A 23,257-nucleotide genomic window follows, 5' to 3' on the forward strand; every position below is an offset into this window, starting at 1 on the left:
GTTGCCCGGCCCGTTACCCTTATACGCGTTCAACGCCAATCAGAATGGCGGTTTCCGGATCCAGAACCGGCAGGGCCAGCCCCGCCTGCATCAACCATTCGCCGCTCACCGTTTGCGGCGCCTCCATCCAGGCCGGCAGCTTGCGCATGGTGTGCCCTCCCTCCCCGGTCAGGCGGATATTGGGATGATCGAGCAGCGTGATGCGGTACCGGGCGTTGGCCGCCAGCCCCGGCATACGCAGCGGCATCATCAGGGTGTAGTCCGGCATCGCCATCTGGCTGACAACAAACAGCCCCTGACGCTGATCCGCGCTCACAATTCCCTGCGCCAGGGTGGTGCTGTCCGGCATATCCACCCGCCACTGGGTGCCGTGGTGGATCACCTCGCGCCACTGCTTATGCAGGGCCGCGTAGTGCCGGTAGCCTTCGCGCTCCTGCTCATCCACGGCGAGGGGATCCAGCTCCAGCCCCATATGGCCGAACAGCGCCGTCAGGCCCCGGAAGGCGATGCTGTGCTGGCGGAAAGTGGCGTGACATTTATGATGACCGATGTGCGCGCCCATCACCTCCGGCGGGAAGAAGTAGCTCATGCCACGCTGGATAGTATTACGTTCCAGCGCGTCGTTGTTATCCGAGGCCCAGAAGCGATGGCAGCGGGTCAGCACTTCATAGTCAATACGCCCGCCGCCGGAGGAGCAGGATTCAAACTCCACGTGCGGGAAGCGCTCGCCCAGGATATCCAGCAGGCGGTAGAACCGGCGGGTCTGGGCATCGGCCGCGGCCTTACCGTTATGGCCCGGCTGCACCAGCTCGCGGTTCATGTCCCACTTCACATAGTCAACCTGATGCTCACCCAGCAGCCAGCTCATGCGCTCCAGCAGGTAGTCGAAAGCGGCAGGAATGTTGAGGTTCAGCACCCACTGGTGGCGGCCGGTGGCCTGTTCATACCCCGGCAGGGCCAGCACCCAGTCCGGGTGGGCGCGACAGAGATCGGAGTTCGGGTTAATCATCTCCGGCTCAACCCAGATGCCAAACTCCATCCCGAGATCTTTGACGTGGTTGATCACCGGCGTCAGGCCGTTGGGGTATTTCTGCTCGTCGAGATACCAGTCCCCCAGCGCGGCATGGTCGTCGTTGCGGCCTTTGAACCAGCCGTCGTCGATGATAAAGCGCTCCACCCCCAGCGAGGCCGCTTCATCCGCCATCCGCATGATGTATTCCGGGTCGTGGTTAAAGTAGATCCCCTCCCAGGTGTTGAGATGCACCGGGCGCGGTTTGTTCTCCGGAAAGCGGATGATGTTGGCGCGCAGATAGCGGTGGAACTGCTGGCTCATGCCGTTCAGCCCGTGCGCGGAGTAGCTGGCATAAAGGCGTGGCGTCCACAGGGTTTCCCCCTCCTCCACCGCCATTTCCCCCGGCAGGTAGAGCGCTTCGGCCTGCAGATAACGGCGGCCATCGGTTTTGGCCTCCACGCGCAGGCGGTGGTTGCCGCTCCAGCCCAGATGCACGCCCCAGACATCACCCTGCATTTCGCTAAAGCCCGGCGTGCCGCCGATCAGCGCCGGGAAGTGCTCGTGGGAGCTGCGGCCCCGGCGGTTCTCAATCACAAAGCTGTCGTGCTCCAGCAGCAGGCGATGCGGCTGAAATTCGCGGATCCAGCGGCCATGAAAGGCCATCACTTCGCGGGCACGCTCCGCCAGCGGCAGGGTGACGGCCAGACGCTCCACCTGCCACGGCTGGCTTTTGAGGTTTGTCAGGCCGTGACGAACCGCCAGCACGCCGCTGTCATCAAGGGCTATCTCGCTGGTCAGACGCAGGCCAGCGATCTCATCTTCGGCGGTGAGAGTCAGACTTTGCCCCTGCTGCGCGACGGCCACGGTCCGAAACCGTGGCGAACCATCCAGACCCTGACGGTGGCCTTCAATGCCCGGCGCGCCAAACAGGCCGTGGGCAAGCTCCGCCATCAGCGTCACCGGCGAGTCAACGTCAAGCCGACCGTTAGCAATCGGGCGGGAAAGCGTGGCCGCATCTTGCGGCGAAAAGTGGCGAAGGTGTGGCCCCCAGTAAAGAATTTCGGCGAACGGATGAGTTTTGATCACCACATCCACCGTTTCGCTCGCGAGTCGTAAAATAGCCTCTTGCATCGGACATCTCCTGTCATCGGGATATCCTGAGTGTTGATCCGAAACGTTTCGGATACAAACCAAAACGTTTCGGATTTGTGATCGGGTTTAGAAATTAGGGAGAATTATGCCGTCTGGCCCGGAGAGAATGCCGGTTGCCATAACACCTGAAGCTGGCTTATTTCGCTGCCATTAATCAGTTGCAGCACCATATCGGCGATCTGCTTACCCACGCCCTGACGGGTGGACTGGATCACCGCCGCCACGTCGATATCGACAATGCTGTCCTGCGGCAGGCCGTCATACACCACCAGCGACACGGCATGCTCGCCGGTTAAGCGTCCCATCTGCGCCAGCGCCATCGCCGCACCGTCACCGTGAGTGTTGCAATCGGTGACGATCGCTGTCGGGGGCGCATACAGCGCCAGCAGTTGTTGGGTAGTGGTATAGCCTGCGCGGCGTGAAGGCGGCATGGTGCGCAGCCATTCGCTGGAGAGTTTGGCCTCTTTCAGGGCATCGAGATAGCCCTGACGGCGCTGAGTGATAAAAGCCTGATTGTGGCTTTCGCCCAGGTACGCGATGCGTTGATGCCCGCGCGCAATCAGGTGCTGGGTGGCAGTATGCGTGCCCGCATAGTTATCAAAGTCGAACCAGGCATAGGGCTTTGGCAGATGGCTGCGCCCGAGCGCCAGGAAGGGGAACCCGGCGGCCTGCAACTGCTCCAGACGCGGATCGTTATCCAGCGTATGAGCCACAATCAGCGCATCCACACGACGGCTCTGCACCATCCGCATATAGCTGTGTTTATCAGCCAGATCGTCGTCGGCAATGAGCAGTAAGTCGATCTCATGACGCGCTAATTGGTGGCTAATTTCGCCGACCATGTCCATAAAGACGCTGTTATTGAGCGGAACAGGATGAACCGGAAAGACCAGCCCCACGGCGTCGATCTTGCCCATCTTCAGACGCCGGGCAAAGGTATTCGGGCGATAGCCGCGCCGCTGCGCTTCAGCCTCCACGCGGGCCCGCGTCTCGCTGGAAACGTCATAATAGCCGTTGAGGGCGCGGCTTACCGTCGTTACCGACAGTCCCAGTTCTTTAGCAATGGCTTTAAGCGACATGATTATCCGTGTCTTTGGGTTAGTTTTGTTCCGCCACCATGAGCGCATACGTATCGGGCTCAAGGGCTTTGAAGAGATGCGGCTGGTCGGCAGGATAGCAAATATAGTCCCCTGGCCCCAGCTCCTCGGGCGATTCGGTCAGGCCAATCAGCGCCCGCCCCTTCATCACAATAATATGCTCAACCGAACCCGGCGGGTGCGGATGGGAGATACGATCCGCGCCGGGCTGGGCCATCAAAATATAGATATCGCGTCGGGCGCCCGGCGGGCATGCCGCCAGTAAAATGGCCTCATAGTTTGCCTGTTCCGCCACCACTTTTGTGCCTTCACCCAGGCGGATCACCTGGGTGGCAGGCTGCTGCGGTTCAAGCAGGCGGGCAAACGGAATATCCAGCGCCACACAGAGCGACCATAACGTTTCGAGGCTGGGGTTGCCGTTACCGGACTCCAGCTGGGAGAGCGTGGATTTGGCGATCCCGGCACGGCGGGCGATCTCCGCCAGTGAAAGCCCGGTCCGCGTGCGCTCTCGCACCAGACTTTTGGCGATCACGCTAATTGGCTGCGTCATAAAACGATCTCACACACTGTTAAAACGAACGAATCGTTCATCTTGATAAACGATCTTATTGCGTTCATTATAATGGATACTCGTTCGATATGGCTAAATTTGTATGAAGCACACATTCTCTTGTCTCAATGGCGACACGGTCAAAGCCATCATCCTGGTCTGTCTGGCGGTGGGCGTCGTGGGGATGTCCTACGGCTCGCTGGCGATGGCGTACGGTTTTCCGCTGTGGGTGCCGTTTGTTCTCTCCATTTCGGTGCTGGCGGGCGCCTCGGAATTTATGTTTATCGGCATTGTCGCCAGCGGCGGTAATCCCCTTGCCGCGGCCGCCGCCGGGCTGCTGGTCAATGCCCGCCACGTACCATTTGGCGTAACGGTGCGTGAGCTGGTGGGCAAACGCGGCGCCAGCTTGCTGGGCTGTCACATTATGAATGACGAAAGCGTGGTCTTTGGCCTGTCGCAAAAAACGCCGGAACAGCGTAAAGCCGCCTACTGGCTCTGCGGCCTGGGGGTGGCCATCATCTGGCCGCTGGGCACCCTGCTGGGAGCGATGGTCGGCAAACTGCTGCCGGAGCCGGAGACCATCGGGCTGGATGCGGTCTTCCCGGCCATTTTGCTGGCCTTAGTCGTGCCCGCCTTTAAAAACCGCACCACGCTGATTCGCGCCTGTAGCGGGGCGGCGTTGTCCCTGGCCGCGGTGCCGTTTGCGCCGGTGGGGCTGCCGGTGCTGCTCTCCCTGCTTGGCCTCGCGGCGAGGAAGAAATAATGGAAAATATAACCGTCTTTATTCTCGGCATCGCCCTGCTTTCCGCAGGCACCTACCTGATGCGTCTCGGCGGGGCGAAACTGGGCAGCCGGTTAGCGCTGTCTGAACGCTCCCAGGCGCTGCTCTCGGATGCGGCAACGGTGTTGCTCTTTTCGGTGGCGCTGGCGACCACCTTCTATGAAGGAGAACATTTCGCCGGGATGGCGCGGGTGTTGGGTGTGGCCTTTGCGGTGTTCCTCGCCTGGCGCAAGGTGCCGTTGATTTTCGTGATTGTCGCGGCGGCGGTGGTTACGGCGCTATTACGTCTGGCGGGCATAAACTAAAAAAGCGCCCCGGGGGCGCTCTTTCGACAGATGCTGTGTGCTTATTTGTTCAGTTCAGCGGTCATGTGTACACGGTTACCGGAGAAGGCCTGGGTAATGGTGTAAGAGGAAGCGCCTGCCTGCTCAGCCTGAGCGGCAATTTTCGCTTCCGCGCCATCAATGGTGCTGGCGGATGCGGTGACGGACTGGGCAGCGAAAGAACCGAAAGAAGTAGCCAGAGCGATAATAGCGACAAAAGTTTTGATGCTTTTCATGATAGTGACCCTTTCAATAAGTTGTTGGTGTAAGGCGCCGTGCCTTGATGTGATAAATAATAGGCCTCATCACCGACAACTGATAGCGGAAGGATTTGCTCTCAACATTCAAAATTATTGATCAATTATCAGACGCCCCGGATGGGTATACACCGTGGCCCTTCCCGGCTTGCAGAAGCCCACCAGCGTCAGGTTACAGCGCTCTGCCACCTCCACCGCCAGGGTGGTGGCGGCCGAGACGGCAAACAGGATCTCAACGCCGCACATAGCGGCCTTCTGCACCATCTCATAGCTGGCGCGGCTGGAGACAAGCGCAGCGCCCTGCTGCCAGACGTCGCTTTCCCCGGCCCGACGGCCCAACAGTTTATCCAGCGCCACATGTCGCCCGACGTCCTCATGCCCGCCCGCAATCTCGCCGTTCGGTAATACCCAGGCGGCGGCATGGGTACATCCGCTTAGCTGCCCGATGGGCTGCACGTCGTTGAGATGCGCCAGCGCCCGATCGAGGTGGGCCAGGTTAAAGCGCTGGGTGAACGGCAGCGGCACCACGGGCTTGCCAATATCGTTAAGCTGCTCCACGCCACAGACGCCGCAGCCGGTGCGTCCGGCCAGCGCGCGGCGGCGCTCTTTGAGGGCCATAAAACGACGGCTGGAGAGTTCAATCTGCACTTCGAGACCATTGCAAACGGATATCACCTCCATGCCGTAGATCTCACGCGGGTGCTCAATGATGCCTTCAGACAGCGAAAAGCCGATGGCAAACAGCGCCAAATCTTTGGGGGAGGCCATCATTACCACATGGGAGATACCATTATAAACCAGCGCGACGGGCACCTCTTCCGCCAGAAAATCGGGAGTCGGGAGGCTAATCTGAGGGGGTCTGTGTACCCGGCGTTCTGCCACACCGGCAGGCAGTGACGTAAGGTGGGTATCACCATTTTGTTTCAACACAACGCATTTCCTGAGCAACCACGTGGGGAGGCCTGCTATTGCACCATACTTTTCCGGCCTGGCGCATAGTATGGATCAATTTTTACCGCTCTGTCCGCGCAACTTTACCTGAGGGACAAACCCGACGCATGAACAGGTTTGTAACAGTTCGGGGGCATCATGTGATCAATATCACATTTTATAATCATCACCGTGATAATACGTTCACTTTGTTTTAACGCCGTTGGAACAAGCGTACCGACATTGTGGTATTCTGGCATACCCCTCGTGGAAATGAGGGTTTAACGCAAATTTTCAACTTTGCGGTCAAAAAATCAACCGTAAAGTAAAACAATAATGACCCCAAATAATTCGCGCAGGCGTGAAGAGTGAAGGGTAGCAATGTCGAAACAAGGAGTGACCATGCAGGTCAGCAGAAGGCAGTTCTTTAAGATCTGCGCTGGCGGTATGGCAGGCACCACGGCAGCAGCACTGGGCTTTGCGCCCGGCGTCGCGCTGGCGGAAACGCGGCAGTATAAACTGCTACGCACCCGCGAAACCCGTAATACCTGTACATACTGCTCCGTCGGCTGTGGGCTGTTAATGTATAGCCTCGGCGACGGCGCGAAAAACGCCAAAGCATCTATTTTCCATATTGAAGGGGACCCGGATCATCCGGTTAACCGCGGCGCGCTCTGCCCGAAAGGGGCCGGTCTGGTGGACTTTATTCACTCCGAAAGCCGCCTGAAATATCCTGAGTATCGTGCGCCAGGTTCAGATAAATGGCAGCAAATCAGCTGGGAAGAGGCATTTGACCGCATCGCCACACTGATTAAAAAAGATCGCGATGCCAACTTTATTGCCCAGAATGCAGATGGCGTAACGGTAAACCGCTGGCTCTCCACCGGCATGCTGTGCGCCTCGGCCTCCAGCAACGAAACCGGCTATTTAACCCAGAAATTTACGCGCGCACTCGGTATGCTCGCGGTCGACAACCAGGCGCGTGTCTGACACGGACCAACGGTAGCAAGTCTTGCTCCAACATTTGGTCGCGGTGCGATGACCAACCACTGGGTCGACATCAAAAATGCCAACCTTATTGTGGTGATGGGCGGTAACGCCGCTGAAGCGCACCCTGTTGGGTTCCGCTGGGCGATGGAAGCAAAAATCCACAACGGTGCGAAACTGATTGTGATCGATCCCCGCTTTACGCGTACAGCGTCGGTGGCGGATTTCTACACCCCTATTCGTTCAGGTACTGACATCACTTTCCTGTCAGGCGTACTGCTGTACCTGATGACTAACGAAAAATATAACCGCGAATACACCGAAGCCTACACCAACGCCAGCCTGATCGTGCGTGAGGATTACCACTTCGAAGATGGCCTGTTCAGCGGTTATGACGCCGAAAAACGCAAGTACGACAAGACCAGCTGGAACTACGAGCTGGACGAGAATGGCTTTGCGAAGCGCGACACCACGCTGCAACACCCGCGCTGCGTGTGGAACCTGCTGAAAGAGCACGTTTCCCGCTATACGCCGGAAGTGGTGGAAAACATCTGCGGGACGCCGAAAGCGGACTTCCTGAAGGTGTGCGAGATGATCGCTGAAACCAGCGTTCACGATAAAACCGCCTCGTTCCTGTATGCCCTCGGCTGGACGCAACACTCCATCGGCGCGCAGAACATCCGTACCATGGCGATGGTTCAGCTGCTGCTCGGCAACATGGGGATGGCAGGCGGCGGCGTGAACGCCCTGCGCGGCCACTCCAACATTCAGGGTCTGACCGACCTCGGTCTGCTGTCGCAGAGCCTGACCGGTTACATGAGCCTGCCAAGTGAGAAACAGACCGACCTGCAAACCTACCTGACGGCCAGCACCCCGAAACCGCTGCTTGAAGGTCAGGTGAACTACTGGAGCAACTATCCGAAGTTCTTCGTCTCGATGATGAAAGCCTTCTTCGGTGACAAGGCGACGGCGGAAAACAGCTGGGGCTTTGACTGGCTGCCGAAGTGGGACAAAGGCTACGACGTTCTGCAGTACTTCGAGATGATGCACCAGGGTCAGGTCAACGGCTATATCTGCCAGGGCTTTAACCCGGTGGCCTCGTTCCCGAACAAGAACAAGGTTGTGGCATCCCTGTCGAAACTGAAGTTCCTGGTCACCATTGACCCGCTCAATACCGAGACCTCGACCTTCTGGCAGAACCACGGCGAATCGAACGACGTCGATCCGTCGACGATTCAGACCGAAGTGTTCCGTCTGCCATCCACCTGCTTCGCGGAAGAGAACGGCTCTATCGTTAACTCCGGTCGCTGGCTGCAGTGGCACTGGAAGGGTGCAGACGCCCCGGGCATCGCCATGAACGACGGCGAGATCCTGGCCGGTATCTTCTTACGTCTGCGTAAGATGTACGCGGCTGAAGGCGGCGCGAACCCGGAACCGGTGCTGAACATGACCTGGAACTACTCGACGCCGGAGAATCCATCCCCGGAAGAGGTGGCGATGGAGAGCAACGGTAAGGCGCTGGCAGACGTTATCGACCCGGCCACCGGGGCGGTGCTGGCGAAGAAAGGCGATCAGCTGAGTACCTTTGCCCATCTGCGCGACGACGGCACCACCTCCAGCGGCTGCTGGATCTTTGCCGGTAGCTGGACGCCGAAAGGCAACCAGATGGCTAACCGCGATAACGCCGACCCGTCGGGCCTCGGCAATACGCTGGGCTGGGCATGGTCGTGGCCGCTGAACCGCCGCATTCTCTATAACCGTGCCTCTGCTGACCCGCAGGGCAACCCGTGGGATCCGAAGCGTCAGCTGCTGAAGTGGGACGGCGCGAAGTGGGGCGGCGTGGATATTCCGGACTACAGCACCGCGCCTCCGGGCAGCGATGTCGGGCCGTTTATCATGCAGCCTGAAGGGATGGGACGCCTGTTTGCTATCGATAAGATGGCGGAAGGGCCATTCCCGGAACACTACGAGCCGTTTGAGACGCCGCTGGGCACTAACCCGCTGCACCCGAACGTGGTCTCTAACCCGGCCGCCCGTATCTTTAAGAGCGATTTCGAGGCGTTGGGCAAAAAAGACAAGTTCCCGTATGTGGGCACCACTTACCGTCTGACCGAGCACTTCCACTACTGGACCAAGCACGCGCTGCTGAACGCCATCGCGCAGCCGGAGCAGTTTGTGGAGATCGGCGAGAAGCTGGCGAACAAGCTCGGCATCGCCCATGGCGACACCGTGAAGGTCTCCTCTAACCGCGGCTACATCAAGGCCAAGGCAGTGGTGACCAAGCGTATTCGCACGCTGAACGTTCACGGTCAGGATGTGGATACCATCGGTATTCCGATTCACTGGGGTTATGAGGGCGTGGCGAAGAAAGGGTTTATTGCCAACACCCTGACGCCGTTCGTCGGCGATGCGAACACGCAGACGCCGGAGTTTAAGGCCTTCCTCGTGAACGTGGAAAAGGTGTAACGGAGACGACTTATGGCTTATCAATCGCAAGACATCATTCGTCGTTCCGCGACTAACGGGTTCACCCCCGCGCCCCAGGCGCGGGACCACCAGCAGGAAGTGGCGAAGCTTATCGACGTAACCACCTGTATCGGCTGTAAAGCCTGTCAGGTGGCCTGTTCAGAGTGGAACGACATCCGTGACGAAGTGGGTCACAACGTCGGGGTTTATGATAACCCCGCCGACCTGACCGCCAAGTCCTGGACGGTAATGCGCTTCTCGGAAGTGGAGCAGAACGACAAACTGGAGTGGCTGATCCGCAAAGATGGCTGTATGCACTGTGCGGATCCGGGCTGCCTTAAGGCGTGTCCGTCGGAAGGAGCGATCATTCAGTATGCCAACGGCATCGTCGACTTCCAGTCCGAGCAGTGCATCGGCTGCGGCTACTGCATCGCCGGCTGCCCGTTCGACGTGCCGCGCATGAACCCGGAAGACAACCGCGTCTACAAATGCACGCTGTGCGTTGACCGCGTGAACGTCGGCCAGGAGCCGGCGTGCGTGAAGACCTGCCCGACCGGCGCTATCCACTTTGGCTCCAAAGAGGATATGAAAACCCTGGCGGGTGAGCGCGTAGCCGAGCTGAAAACCCGCGGCTACGACAACGCGGGCCTGTACGATCCGGCCGGTGTTGGCGGCACGCACGTCATGTACGTGCTGCACCACGCCGACAAGCCGAATCTGTACCATGGCCTGCCGGAGAACCCGGAGATCAGCGCCACCGTGAAGTTCTGGAAAGGTATCTGGAAGCCGCTGGCAGCGGTGGGCTTTGCTGCCACCTTCGCCGCGAGCATCTTCCACTACGTGGGTGTCGGTCCGAACCGTGCGGAAGAGGAAGAGGACAACCTGGATGAAGAGAAAGACGAGGTGCGCAAATGAAAAGACGTGACACCATCGTGCGCTACACGGCACCGGAACGTATCAACCACTGGGTCACCGCCTTCTGCTTCATGCTGGCGGCGATAAGCGGGCTGGGGTTCTTCTTCCCCTCCTTCAACTGGCTGATGCAGATCCTGGGTACGCCGCAGCTGGCGCGCATCCTGCACCCGTTCGTGGGTGTGGTGATGTTTGCCTCGTTCATCATCATGTTTTTCCGTTACTGGCACCATAACCTAATCAATCGGGATGATATCTTTTGGGCGAAGAATATTCGTAAGATCGTCGTCAACGAGGAAGTGGGTGACACCGGGCGTTATAACTTCGGCCAGAAGTGCGTATTCTGGGCGGCGATTATCTTCCTGGTCCTGTTGCTGGTGAGCGGCGTGATCATCTGGCGTCCGTACTTTGCGCCTGCTTTCTCAATCCCGGTAATCCGATTTGCGTTAATGCTGCATTCATTTGCCGCAGTGGCGTTAATTGTGGTTATCATGGTGCATATCTACGCCGCCCTCTGGGTGAAAGGCACCATTACCGCGATGGTGGAGGGCTGGGTTACCAAAACGTGGGCGAAGAAACATCACCCGCGCTGGTACCGCGAAGTCCGAAAGACAACGGAAAAGAAAACTGAATGAGTATTCGCATAATCCCGCAAGATGAGCTGGGTTCGAGCGAGAAACGCACGGCGGAAGTGATTCCGCCGTTACTGTTCCCCAGACTAAAAAACCTCTACAACCGCCGCGCGGAACGCCTGCGTGAGCTGGCTGAGAGCAACCCGCTTGGCGACTATCTGCGCTTTGCGGCGCTGATCGCCCACGCCCAGGAAGTGGTGCTGTACGACCATCCGCTGCAGATGGATCTGACCGCGCGCATTAAAGAGGCGAACGAGCAGGGCAAACCGCCGCTGGATATCCACGTTCTGCCGCGCGACAAGCACTGGCATAAGCTGCTGCACTCCCTGATTGCCGAGCTGAAGCCTGAGATGAGCGGCCCGGCGCTGGCGGTGATCGAGAATCTTGAGAAAGCCTCCGAGCAGGAGCTGGAGCAGATGGCGAGCGCGCTGTTTGCCTCTGATTTTGCCTCGGTCAGCAGTGATAAAGCCCCGTTCATCTGGGCTGCCCTGTCGCTCTACTGGGCGCAAATGGCGAGCCTCATCCCGGGTAAAGCCCGCGCTGAATATGGTGAAGCCCGCCAGTTCTGCCCGGTGTGCGGTTCAATGCCGGTCTCCAGCATGGTGCAAATTGGAACCACTCAGGGGTTGCGCTACCTGCACTGCAACCTGTGTGAAACCGAGTGGCACGTGGTGCGCGTGAAGTGCAGCAACTGTGAACAGACCCGCGATCTGCACTACTGGTCGCTGGAAAATGAACAGTCCGCGGTGAAAGCCGAGAGCTGCGGCGATTGCGGCACCTACCTGAAGATTTTGTATCAGGAAAAAGACCCGAAAGTGGAAGCCGTCGCTGACGATCTCGCAACGCTGATCCTGGACGCAAAAATGGAGCAGGAGGGCTTTGCCCGCAGCTCTATTAACCCGTTCCTGTTCCCGGGTGAAGGGGAGTAATCTCCTGTGAGAGTGCCGGGCGGCGCAAGCTTGCCCGGCCTACAGTACGTGCACGCTGCATTTTAGGATTCTGTTTACCTTCTCTGTATAGATAATCCGCCTCTCCTTCTTCACTATTGCCCCCTAAAATATTACATTTTGTAAGGGATGGTATCGAAATGGAACTTCGACGCCTGGCGACGTGCATACCGATTTTCCTCAACAGCGCTTTATTCTGCCTTACGACGGCTACTAACGCTGCGCCAGGGGATGGGCAGTTTATCCTTCAGCAGCAACGCCAGCAGGCTCTGGAAGCGCAACTGAACCCACCTGTGCCGGATGTCCGGCTTGCCACTACCGTGGAAGACGGCGCAAGCGCAGCGTTTCCTGACGAATCTCCCTGTTTCGTTATCCATGATATCACGCTTACCGGTCAGGAAGCCCTACCGCCCTGGTTGCCATTGCAGCGCCTCGCCGATCGTGCGGTCGGCAGATGCCTGGGCGCACAAGGCATTAATCAGCTGATGAGTTCGCTTCAGAACCGGCTGATATCTCACGGCTGGACGACCGCACGTGTGCTGGCCCCCGGACAGGATATTAAAAGTGGTCATTTGAAGCTGGCCGTCATTCCGGGAACCATTCGGCACGTCACCTTTACCGATGACAGCAGCCGCTGGCTTTGGCTCTATAGCGCCTTCCCGGCACATGACGGAAATTTGCTGGATCTGCGGGACATTGAGCAAGGGCTGGAAAATCTGCAGCGCCTGCCCACCGTGCAGGTGGAGATGGAGATTGTTCCCGCCGAGCAACCTGGCGAGAGCGATATCATTATCTCCCGCCAGCAGAGCAAATTCTGGCGGCTTGGTCTGTCGTTGGATGACGCAGGTTCGACGTCAACCGGGCGCTATCAGGGGGGACTCACCCTCTCACTGGATAACCCGCTGGCGTTGAGCGATCTGTTCTGGTTTTCCGTTAACCACGATCTGCAAACCGGGCCGGAAAAAGGCAACCAGAACCTTAGCGCCCACTGGTCTGTTCCGGTGGGCTGGTGGGCCTTTTCTCTTACCGGCAGCGATTATCACTATCACCAGACGGTGGCCGGGCTGAGCGACGATTACCGTTATAGCGGTAAGAGCCAGAGTCTGGTGGCGCAACTCAGCCGGGTTCTGCACCGCAGCAGCGCGCAAAAAACCTCATTCACCTGGGACGTCGAGAGTCGTACGACGCGTAACTACATCAGTGACACAGAAATTGAAGTTCAGCGCCGACACGTCTCCTCGTGGAAAGCCGGGCTCCAGCATCGTCACTACCTTGGCCCGGCAACGCTGGATGCCGGAATAAGCTATCAACGCGGTACTCGCTGGTTTGGCGCTCAGCCAGCGCCAGAAGAGATGTTCGATGAAGCCACGGCGCTAAGCCGCATTCTACGTACCGATGCACGTCTGAGTCTGCCGTTTGCGCTGGTCAACCAGCGTTTCCGTTACGACATTGCATGGCAGCGTCAGACCAGTAATACGCCGCTCACCACGCAGGATCAGTTCTCTATCGGCGGTCGCTGGACAGTCCGCGGTTTCGATGGGGAACGCACGCTAAATGCCGATCGCGGCTGGCTGGTGCGTAACGATCTCTCATGGCAGCTCCCTCTTCCGGACACCGAATTCTATCTGGCTGCCGATTACGGCGAAGTGGCAGGCAAAGGAACGGAATACCTGACCGGAAACCACCTCGCAGGGGGAGCCGCCGGGCTGCGCGGCACACTGTGGAAAGTGGGCTTTGACATGTTTGCTGGCGTGCCGTTCTCTCGTCCAGAAGGCTTTAAAACCAGCCCCGCCACCTTCGGCTTTAACCTGAATATGGCGCTATGACGATGCGCTATGGCGATTTTACGGTCCACTGCCCGCTGGTGCTGGGCAATACCCTTAATGAAGCGGAAGCCTTTGGCGCATCGGTCTGGCTTTGGATGCACTCTTTCAACCACCGGGATGCTCCGCTGCACGTGCTGCCCGTTGTCCTTCTACCGGTTATCAAACGTCAGCAGTACGTGCTGGTGGAAAAGGAAGGCCGCCCGATCTTTTTTCTGAGCTGGGCATGGATGAACGAAGAGGCTGAACATCGCTATCTCAACGACGCGACGGTTGTCCTGCCGGAAGCCGACTGGTGCAACGGGGATCGGTTGTGGTTTCGCGACTTTATCGCCCCCTTTGGCCATACGGAAGCCCTGTTCCGCCTGTTGCGCGAGGAGATTTTCCCGCATCAGATTGGCCGCTCGCTATGGCATCGCGGCGGTGAAAAGGGGCGTCGTATCAGAACCTTTTATGGCAAACGGGTGACGCGCGACACGCTGCTGGACTGGAAAAAGACGCATCCGCTGCACGGATAAAAAATAAAAGGATTTTCACATGAACAAACTTCTTTACCGTATCGTCTTCAACAAAGCGCGCGGCATGCTGATGGTGGTATCGGAGCTTGCCCGTGGCTGTTCCGGCAGCGCGCCCTCTTCCGGGATTTCGCATAACCACCAGCGCCTTATCTGCCGTATAGGTGCGATTAGCCTCGGTCTGTGGCTGGCAAGCGGTGCGATAGCGGTACAGGCGGCCGGGATTGTGGCGGATCAATCAGCGCCGAATAAACAGCAGGCGACCATCATCAGCACCGCCAATGGTACACCGCAGGTGAATATCCAGACGCCATCTCCAGGAGGCGTCTCCAGGAATACTTATAGCCAGTTCGACGTTGGCCAGAACGGGGTCATCCTTAACAACTCTCATAAAAATACCGCTACTCAGCTTGGCGGAATGGTCGCTGCCAACCCATGGCTGGCCAAAGGCGAGGCGAAAATTATCCTCAACGAGGTTAACGCTCGCAATCCAAGCCAGCTTAACGGCTTTATCGAAGTGGCAGGCCAAAAAGCGGACGTGGTCATCGCCAGCCCGTCGGGCATTACCTGTAATGGCTGTGGATTTATCAATGCCGGACGCGCCACGCTCACCACCGGTACCGCGCAGATGCAGAACGGAAAGATAACCGGCTATCAGGTTGAGAAAGGTGAAATTCACATTAACGGCAACGGGCTGGATTCAACCGGCCAGAACCACACCGATATTATTGGTCGTGCGGTGAAGGTAAACGCCGCCATTCATGCTCAGGATTTACGTGTGACAACCGGGCGTAACCGCGTCGATGCTGCTCATGAACAGATCGACGCGCTCGCGGATAACGGCACGGCAAAACCCAGCCTGGCGCTGGATGTCTCGCAAGTGGGCGGCATGTACGCGGGGAAAATTCGCCTTCGCGGGACGGAAAAAGGCGTCGGCGTACGTAATGCGGGCAACATCGGCGCAGAAGCCGGAATGGTCACCCTCTCCGCCGATGGACAAATCCAGAACAGCGGCGCCGTCTGGTCTTCAGAAGATATTGCCATCTCTGGCACCGCCGAGGTGCAGAACAGCGGATCTATCGCCGCTCAGCATAATGTCAGCCTCACAGGCAAAACGATTACCAACACCGGTACCCTGGCCGCAGGCGTTCAGCCAGACGGCACAATGGGCAGCGGTGGAGATCTGATGCTCAGCGCCAGCGGTAAGCTAGAACTGCACGGACGGAATCTGGCCGGTGGTAACCTGAACGCCTCCGGCCGGGGGCTGGACGCTTCCGGCAGCCTGACGCAGGCGAAAAACATTACCCTCAACGCCGGACAAGGCGATCTAAGTACCGCCAGCGCACAGATTGTGGCGGATGACACGCTTAGCGCCATAACGTCCGGCACCCACGATAACCGCAGCGGCCTGCTGGCTGCCGGGAAACTCACGCTTACGGCGAAAGCGTTACTGAACCAGAAAGGTCAGATCAGCCAGAGCGGGACAGAGGCGCTGGCACTCAACCAACAGGGCGGAATCGATAACCGCGACGGCATGATTGCCGCCAATGCCGCGATAACTGTGAATACCGCCTCGCTGGATAACCGTAAAGGCCACATTCTGGCGGCTGAGACGGGCAGTCTTTCATTGCAGACAACCGGCGGAGTGGATAACCACGAGGGCGTGCTGGCTGCCGCGCAAAACGTCAGCGTGACGACAGACACATTGCGCAATGACGACGGGCTTATCAGTGCTGAAAACGGCCACATCGCACTCACCAGTAAAAACCAGGTAACGAACGTCGGCGGGCAAATCGCTGCCCGCAGCACCCTGGCCCTCGACAGCGGCGCACTGAATAACGACGAAGGGCTTATCCAGTCCGGCGCAGGAATGGCCATCAATACTCACGGTAGCCGCCTTTCAAACAAATATACCCTCGCCACGGGGGGCATCGTCAGTGTTGGTGAGCTGAATATTCACGCCAGCGCCATCGATAACCAGCTCGGCGCCATCCACGCAGGGGGAGCACTGAACGCCAGTACCGAAACGCTGGACAACACGCAGGGAGTGCTGGTCTCTGGCGATAACGCGCGTCTGGAAACGGCCGGGATCGTCAATCAGCAAGGGACTCTGGTTGCTCAACGCGATCTCAGCCTTACGGCGCAACGGCTGGATAACGACAGCGGCGGGCTGGTGCAGAGCGGTGGCGATCTCACGCTAAACAGTGAACATATCAGCAACCGCGACAGCGGGGACGCGGGCGGGATCGTCAGTCAGGGAAATATGTCGATCACCACAAACGACCTGCAAAACAATACCGGGGTCGTGCTGGCAGGAAAAGGGGCGACGGTGAACGCCGCCCGCTTCAGCAATATCGCTGGCAAGCTGGTCGCACTGGAGGCGCTGAAGCTCGCAACACAAAGCGATACGGATAACCGCGAGGGGATTATTCAGGGCGCAGGCATCTCCCTTGATACGCACGGCCATCTGCTGAATAACCAGCAGGGCACGCTCTATAGCCTGGCGGCGATGCAGCTGGCAACGGGTGAGCTGAACAACCAGAACGGCACACTCGGGGCGAAGGGCGACGTTACGCTGAAGGCAACTTCGCTGGACAACCGTACCGGTGGGCGCGTGGTAAGCGAACAGGCGATCACGTTGGATCTTGAGCGTGTGGATAACCAGCAGGGTGAGATACAGTCTCTCGGCAACCTGATGGTTAACGCCGTATCCGGGCTTATCGACAACACCCTGGGGCTGATGCGCAGCGGCGCTACGGTGACGCTTCACGCCGCTTCCCTGGTTAACCGCAACACCCAGGCGGCGGAGAAAGGTATAGAGGGGCTGGAGATAAAAATCGTCAGCCAGCAGCTCGATAACACCCAAGGAACGGTGCTTTCCGGCGATACGCTGGATATTGCTAACGCCGGAACCCTTGATAATACCCAGGGCGAACTGTCTGCCGCAGGGGAACTGTCGCTGAGCGGTGCGGCTCTGCGCCTTGTCAACACTGGCGGCGTGACGTTAGCCGGTGAGAAGGCCACTATTGACGCGGAGGAGCTGACGGGAGATGGGCGATTGCTTTCGCTCGGGGAGATGACCATCAACACGCGTCAGGCCTTTGACAACCAGGGGGATGTCATCGCCAATGATAATCTCACCTTTACCACGCTGGGCAGCGTGACCAACAGCGGCAACCTACTGGCAGGTGAGAAGCTTAACTTCAGCGCCGCCAGCCTGCTGAATACCACGACTGGTGAGATTGCCGCTGGCGCGACGTGGCTTACGGTCACCGCTGATCTCAACAATTACGGCCTTATCGACGGTAGCCAGACGTGGCTTAAAGCAGGCACGCTGACCAACGCCGGAACGGGTCGCATCTATGGCGATCATCTTTCACTCCAGGCGGCCACGCTAAACAACCTCGCGCAAGGTGAAAAAGCGGCAACCATCGCCGGTCGTCAACGCGTAGACATCGGTGCGGACACAATCAACAACCGCGACCACGCGCTTATCTACAGCAATGGCGCGCTGGCTATCGGCGGTCAGGTGAACGAAAACGGCTTTGCCACCGGCCAGGCACGCACGTTGAACAACCACAGCGCGACCATTGAATCTGCTGGCGATATGATCCTTTCTGTCAGCCAGCTCAATAACATCAACGATCATTTCAGCACCGAAATGCAGTGGATCTCCACCGAGCAGATGCACGAGTACCAGCATAAGGGATCGCCTGACCGCTGGGACGCCAGCACTGAAGGCGTGTTTGTCGACCGCAACTCTGCTGACAAGCTGTTGAACCTCAACACGCCGGATGATACCGGGGCCAATAATGACAACTTTTACGAGTACAACTATACCCGCACCATTGAAGAGGAGGTGATTGTAGAGAGCGACCCGGGCAAGATCCTCTCGGGCGGCCAGATGGTCATCAGCGCGAACCACGTTCTGAACGACAAAAGCCAGATTGTGGCGGGAGGAACGCTCGGTATCTTCGCCGATACGGTAGATAACGTGATGCCAGAAGGCAGCCGGTGGATCAGCGATGAAGGTTCCGTGACCCACTACAGCCGTAAGTCCAAAAAAGGCGGCGACTCGCAGGGCAAAAGCACCTCAGACTATGTGCCACCCACGGTGATCCAGTCGATTACCCTCTCACCCGGCAGGATGGACGGCAACAGCCAGGCCGAAGGTAGCGGCATGACCCTCTCCCCCGCCACCGCACGCGGGACAGATGCCGTGCTCAATGGAACCGGTGACCTGTCCGTCGGTGTGGATGTGGCCTCGCCGGAATCACCTGCCAGCGATACGTCAGGAAAATGGATCGAAACGCCTGCCAGCGGCGCGGAGAATGGCGTGATCCGCGCGATCGCTCCCGATACACGTCTGCCGGATACCAGCCTGTTCAACACCCTACCGGCGCCGGAGGCCCATTATCTGATTGAAACCGATCCGCGATTTACAAACAATAAAATGTGGCTGGGTAGCGACTACATGCAGGACGCATTCGCGCTGAACCATGACAACATGCACAAACGTCTGGGTGACGGTTACTACGAACAGCGGCTGGTTCGTGAGCAGATCATTGCCCTGACAGGCGGCCGTTACCTGGGCGATCACCGTGACGACGAAACACAATTCAGAGCGCTGATGGATGCAGGCATTGCCTTCGGCAAGGCGCATCAGCTCATACCTGGCGTGGCGCTCACTGCCGAACAGATGAGCCTGCTGACAGAAGATATGGTGTGGCTGGTCAATACCCGCGTGCAGCTTGCAGATGGAAGCTGGCAGACGGTAATGGTGCCGCAGGTGTATGTTCGCGTACAGCCGGGCGACGTTAACGGTTCTGGCGCGCTGATGGGCGGCCAGAACGTAGTGATGAACCTGAACCGCGATCTGGTGAACAGCGGTACGCTTCATGGCCGGGAGGTGGTACAGCTTAGCGCAGACATGCTTACCAACCGCGCCGGCACGATTCAGGGAGCGGACGTCAGCCTGCTGGCCCGCACGGATATCAACAATATCGGCGGTACGATTTCCGGCCACAATTCAGTGCTGGCGACTGCCGGACGTGATATCAACCTCACTACCACCACCCGCAGCGCAGAAAGCACGACCGGTAAAAACAGCTTTGAGCGCACCACTATTGAGCGCGTGGCGGGTATCTACGTGCAGGGGGATGACGGCAAGCTGGTGCTAAACGCGGGGCAGGATCTCAACCTGACCGCCGCGCAGGTCGTTAACAGCGGCAGCGACGGCCAGACGATACTTAACGCCGGACGCGATCTGAACCTTGCTACCGTGACCACCTCAGCCAGCGATAACCTGACGTGGGATAAAGATAACTGGCTGAAGCAGGCCACCCTGCAGCAGGCGGGCAGCGAGGTGGCGGGCGAAAGCTCGCTCCTGATGATGGCCGGACGCGACGTTAACGCCGAAGCAGCCTCCGTCGAGGCGGGCAAAAGCCTCGGCGTCAGCGCAGGTCGCGACATTTCTATCGTGGCCGCCACCGATCGCAGCGAATTCGAGTCGCACCATAAATCCACCCGCAGTAGCAGCGCATTCTCTAAAAAAACCATTACTACCCACGATGTGGTGAACAGCGAGACAGCGCAGGGCTCCCTCTTCAGCGGCGACAGCGTAACCATGCAGGCAGGACGTGACCTGCTCGTTCAGGGCAGCGATGTTGTCGGTGATAACGATCTCCGCCTCTCGGCGCAGAACAACCTGACCATCACCACGGCGGAAGAGCGCAGCCAGGAAAGCCATAAGCGGCAGGAGAAAAGGTCCGGCTTCTCCGGCACGGGCGGCATCGGCTTTAGCTACGGCAGCAACACTCTGAAGGTGACGGATGATGCGCAGAATGTATCTCACCGGGGCAGCACAATCGGCTCGGTTAATGGCGACGTCACGCTGACTGCCGGTAATGCGCTTCAGGTGAACGGCTCCGATCTGGTGGCCGGTCACGACATGACGCTGGCAGGTAAAGACGTGCGCATCGTCGCTGCCACGGAGAGCAGCAGCCAGACCCATACGGTCGAGCAGAAATCCTCAGGCCTGACGCTGGCCCTGTCTGGCAGTGCGGGCAGCGCGCTCGACAGCGCCGTACGTACAACGACACGCGCCAGTGAAGCCGACAGCGGTCGTCTGGCGGCCCTTCAGGCGGTGAAAGCGGGGCTTTATGGCGTGCAGACGTCACAGGCGTTACGCCTGGACCAGGCCACCGGCGACCAGAAAGGCAACGATAACACTGTGGGCATCAGCCTTTCTTACGGCTCTCAGTCGTCAAAAACGACTCAGACCCGTGAGCAGACACACGCCAGCGGAAGCAGCCTGACCGCCGGGAACAACCTCACCGTGGTAGCCACTGATGGCGATGTGCTGGTACAGGGCAGCAGCCTTGCGGCAGAGAACGATATGCTGATTCAGGCTAGCCGCGACGTAAACCTTATCTCCGCACAAAATACCTCCCGGCTCGACGGTAAAAATGAGAGCCACGGCGGCAGCGCGGGGGTCGGTATTGGCTATGGCTCCGGCGGTGCGGGCATTAATTTCTCTGCTGGCCTCAATGCCGGTAAAGGTAAGGAGAAAGGCAATTCCACCACTTACACCGAAACCACGCTGAACACCGGGAATAATCTCGTGATTGTGAGCGGGCGCGACACCACCCTGAGAGGCGCACAAGCCAGCGGGGAACACATAGTGGCGGACGTTGGCCGCAATCTTACCCTGCAAAGCCAGCAGGACACCGACAGCTATAACAGCACTCAGAAGGGCATCAACGCAGGCGGCAACTTCAGCCTCGGGACGATGACCGGCTCGGGTGGCATCAGCGCCAGTCGCGATAAAATGGACAGCGATTACAAATCAGTGCAGGAGCAGACCGGGCTCTTCGCGGGTGACGGCGGCTTTGATATCCGCACGGGCGGCCACACCCAGCTGGATGGCGCCGTTATTGCCTCCACCGCGGCAGCTGAAAACAACCGCCTCGACACCGGGACCCTGGGCTGGCGGGATATCCGCAACCACGCGGAGTATTCGGTTGAGCATCAGAGCGCGGGCTTCAGTTCGGGCGGGGCCAGCATCGACGGCCAGTTCACCGGCAATATGGCCAGCAACCTGCTGGCCGGCATTAACAACCATGACAGCGCCGAAAGCACCACCCGCTCCGCCGTCGCGCAGGGCGATATCATCATCCGCGACCCGGCCAGCCAGACGCAGGATACCGCCCGCCTCTCCCGCGACACGGCGAATGCCAACGATACCGTCGGCGTTATCTTCGACAAAGCGCGCGAGCAGCGCAGGCTCGACGAAGCGCAGCTTATCAGCGATATCGGCGGTCAGATGTCGGACATTGCCCGCACCGAAGGCCAGATTGCGCAGCAAAAAGCCATGAAGGACCCCGCCGCCCTGCGTGCCGCCGAAGAGCAGCTCAGGGCCGGAGGCAACGCCAGCCCGACGCCGCAGGAGATTGCGGAACAGGCGGGCCGGACGGCGATGGCGGAGTACGGCACCGGCAGCGATATCCAGCGGGCCATCCAGGCCGCCACCGCCGCCGTGAAGGGTGCGGCCGGAGGCGACCTCAGCGCCGCGCTGGCCGGGGCAGCTGCGCCGTACGTGGCGGAGGTTATCGGGCACCGTTCCGGGCTGGAGGACGGCATGGAAAAAGCCGCGGCCCATGCGGTGGCGAATGCTGCCCTCGCCGCCATGCAGGGGCAGAGCGCCCTGGCGGGAGCAGCAGGTGCCGTGGCCGGGGAGCTGGCAGGCTCGATTGCGAAGGAGATGTACGGGAAGGAGGTGGCTGAGCTGAGTGAAAGCCAGAAGCAGACCATCAGCAGCCTGGCAACCATCGCGGCGGGTATTGCGGGCGGCCTGGCGGGTGACGGTACGGCTGCGGCGGTGGCCGGGGGGCAGGGCGGGAAGACGGTGGTTGAGAATAATTCGCTGGCGCATGTCCTGGCGGCTATAGAGGCCAACAAGCCGGGAACCGTTGATTCATGGACAAAAGAGCAGCAGGAGCAAATCAGGGAAGCGTGCAGTGGTGGAACACCGGTGTCGTGTGAAACAGCGGTAGCTGCAATGGGAAGTGCAATGGCGTGGCCGCTATTGCCGGGAGCCGCAGCTACGACCAGCCTGATTGGGGCCGGTGCCAATGCAGGAGTGGGCATGCTGATTAATCATGAAATAAATCCGAATGACGTCATTCTGGGTTACTGGACTGGTGCATTGACAGCCGGAACAGGCTTGTGGGGCACTATGGCAGTAAATGCAGGCAGCGGAGCGACGTCCAGTTACCTGAAAGAAGATGATCCGTTAATTGGTGGAGCAATGAGCGGTATGGCTTCCGGGCTGGGTTATGGTGCCGGTAAGGTGCTTCAGGGGCAACTCGATAAGTTTATTAACCCAAACTGGAAAAACTGGGGATGGGTTGATGTTGGCATGGGTATATCCAAACCTTTGCCGTTAGATCCGTTGCCAGGAGTTGCAGGAAATATATTCGGTTCCGGGACAACTGAATTTTCAAATGATCAGGCCGGAAAATGGATTAATGTTCATTCGGAGGCGCAGAAATGAAAAGTAAAAAAATTAATTGGTTATTTACTTTCTTGTATCTCAACTTAGCTCTTGTGCTAGTTTTTTCCCTATGGTTTATGCTCGTCCAGATTGGGACAGAGTTCTTTTATTCATTGTATTACTCAGTTAATTTTAGCTTTCTAAATATTAACTTTATAAAAGCAATAAAAACTGGCGTATTTTGTGGGGTTCTTTCAGGGTCTGGCTGTTGGTGGATTTATTACCAACGCTACAGGAAAAGTAAAAAAAGATGACATAGCAATCCCCATCCATGTGATGGGGGTACAAAACCAAACATTATCGCCACACCATGAATGAA

14 protein-coding genes are annotated in these 23,257 nt (G+C 58.5%); 9 read left to right on the forward strand and 5 right to left on the reverse strand.

What is annotated here, in order from left to right; all coding sequences use genetic code 11:
• Positions 1-19: 19 nt before the first annotated feature.
• The 3 genes from GNG29_RS22635 to GNG29_RS22645 all read right to left on the reverse strand — a co-directional run bounded on the left by GNG29_RS22635 (position 20) and on the right by GNG29_RS22645 (position 3,811).
• Positions 20-2,143 carry an alpha-galactosidase gene (locus GNG29_RS22635; protein WP_156655386.1) on the reverse strand — a complete coding sequence of 708 codons (2,124 nt, stop codon included), beginning with the start codon at positions 2,141-2,143 and terminating at the stop codon, positions 20-22.
• A gap of 104 nt (positions 2,144-2,247) precedes the next feature.
• Positions 2,248-3,243 carry a LacI family DNA-binding transcriptional regulator gene (locus tag GNG29_RS22640; protein WP_156655387.1) on the reverse strand — a complete coding sequence of 332 codons (996 nt, stop codon included), beginning with the start codon at positions 3,241-3,243 and terminating at the stop codon, positions 2,248-2,250.
• 19 nt (positions 3,244-3,262) lie between these two features.
• Complete coding sequence (locus GNG29_RS22645; RefSeq protein WP_103177540.1) at positions 3,263-3,811, reverse strand: helix-turn-helix domain-containing protein; 549 nt, start codon at positions 3,809-3,811, stop codon at positions 3,263-3,265.
• A 103-nt stretch (positions 3,812-3,914) separates the two neighbouring features.
• On the opposite strand from GNG29_RS22645, the gene GNG29_RS22650 reads away from it, so the two are divergent.
• Positions 3,915-4,574 carry an AzlC family ABC transporter permease gene (locus tag GNG29_RS22650; protein WP_103177541.1) on the forward strand — a complete coding sequence of 220 codons (660 nt, stop codon included), beginning with the start codon at positions 3,915-3,917 and terminating at the stop codon, positions 4,572-4,574.
• Entirely contained in the window at positions 4,574-4,897 is a 324-nt protein-coding gene (locus GNG29_RS22655) for an AzlD domain-containing protein (RefSeq protein WP_103177542.1), read from the forward strand. The genes GNG29_RS22650 and GNG29_RS22655 overlap by 1 nt, the downstream gene beginning before the upstream one ends.
• Before the next feature lie 41 nt (positions 4,898-4,938).
• Here the strand turns inward: GNG29_RS22655 and GNG29_RS22660 are convergent, their stop codons facing one another.
• Positions 4,939-5,151, reverse strand: coding sequence for a DUF1471 domain-containing protein (locus tag GNG29_RS22660; RefSeq protein ID WP_156655388.1), 213 nt, complete (start codon positions 5,149-5,151; stop codon positions 4,939-4,941).
• Positions 5,152-5,265: 114 nt separating this feature from the next.
• A complete protein-coding gene (fdhD, locus tag GNG29_RS22665; protein WP_156655389.1) occupies positions 5,266-6,102 on the reverse strand; it encodes a formate dehydrogenase accessory sulfurtransferase FdhD in 837 nt (278 codons plus the stop codon).
• Positions 6,103-6,504: 402 nt separating this feature from the next.
• Here fdhD and fdnG point away from each other — a divergent pair, with 402 nt between their 5' ends.
• The 7 genes from fdnG (at position 6,505) to GNG29_RS22700 (ending at position 22,938) form a co-directional block, all read left to right on the forward strand.
• A complete protein-coding gene (gene fdnG / locus GNG29_RS22670; RefSeq protein ID WP_156655520.1) occupies positions 6,505-9,555 on the forward strand; it encodes a formate dehydrogenase-N subunit alpha in 3,051 nt (1,016 codons plus the stop codon).
• A 12-nt stretch (positions 9,556-9,567) separates the two neighbouring features.
• Positions 9,568-10,470: a formate dehydrogenase subunit beta gene (gene fdxH, locus GNG29_RS22675; protein WP_103177556.1), complete on the forward strand. Its 903-nt coding sequence runs from the start codon at positions 9,568-9,570 to the stop codon at positions 10,468-10,470.
• Positions 10,467-11,102, forward strand: a complete 636-nt coding sequence (gene fdoI, locus GNG29_RS22680) for a formate dehydrogenase cytochrome b556 subunit (protein ID WP_103177557.1) — start codon at positions 10,467-10,469, stop codon at positions 11,100-11,102. The genes fdxH and fdoI overlap by 4 nt, the downstream gene beginning before the upstream one ends.
• Positions 11,099-12,028 carry a formate dehydrogenase accessory protein FdhE gene (gene fdhE, locus GNG29_RS22685; protein ID WP_156655390.1) on the forward strand — a complete coding sequence of 310 codons (930 nt, stop codon included), beginning with the start codon at positions 11,099-11,101 and terminating at the stop codon, positions 12,026-12,028. The genes fdoI and fdhE overlap by 4 nt, the downstream gene beginning before the upstream one ends.
• 158 nt (positions 12,029-12,186) lie before the next feature.
• On the forward strand, positions 12,187-13,872 hold the full coding sequence (locus GNG29_RS22690) for a ShlB/FhaC/HecB family hemolysin secretion/activation protein (protein WP_156655391.1): 1,686 nt from the start codon (positions 12,187-12,189) through the stop codon (positions 13,870-13,872).
• A gap of 2 nt (positions 13,873-13,874) precedes the next feature.
• A complete protein-coding gene (locus tag GNG29_RS22695) occupies positions 13,875-14,387 on the forward strand; it encodes a toxin-activating lysine-acyltransferase (RefSeq protein ID WP_156655521.1) in 513 nt (170 codons plus the stop codon).
• Between the two features lie 19 nt (positions 14,388-14,406).
• Entirely contained in the window at positions 14,407-22,938 is an 8,532-nt protein-coding gene (locus GNG29_RS22700) for a hemagglutinin repeat-containing protein (RefSeq protein ID WP_156655392.1), read from the forward strand.
• The last annotated feature ends 319 nt before the right edge of the window (positions 22,939-23,257 follow it).

Origin of the sequence: Leclercia sp. Colony189 (assembly GCF_009740165.1) — a bacterium.
Taxonomy (GTDB): domain Bacteria; phylum Pseudomonadota; class Gammaproteobacteria; order Enterobacterales; family Enterobacteriaceae; genus Enterobacter.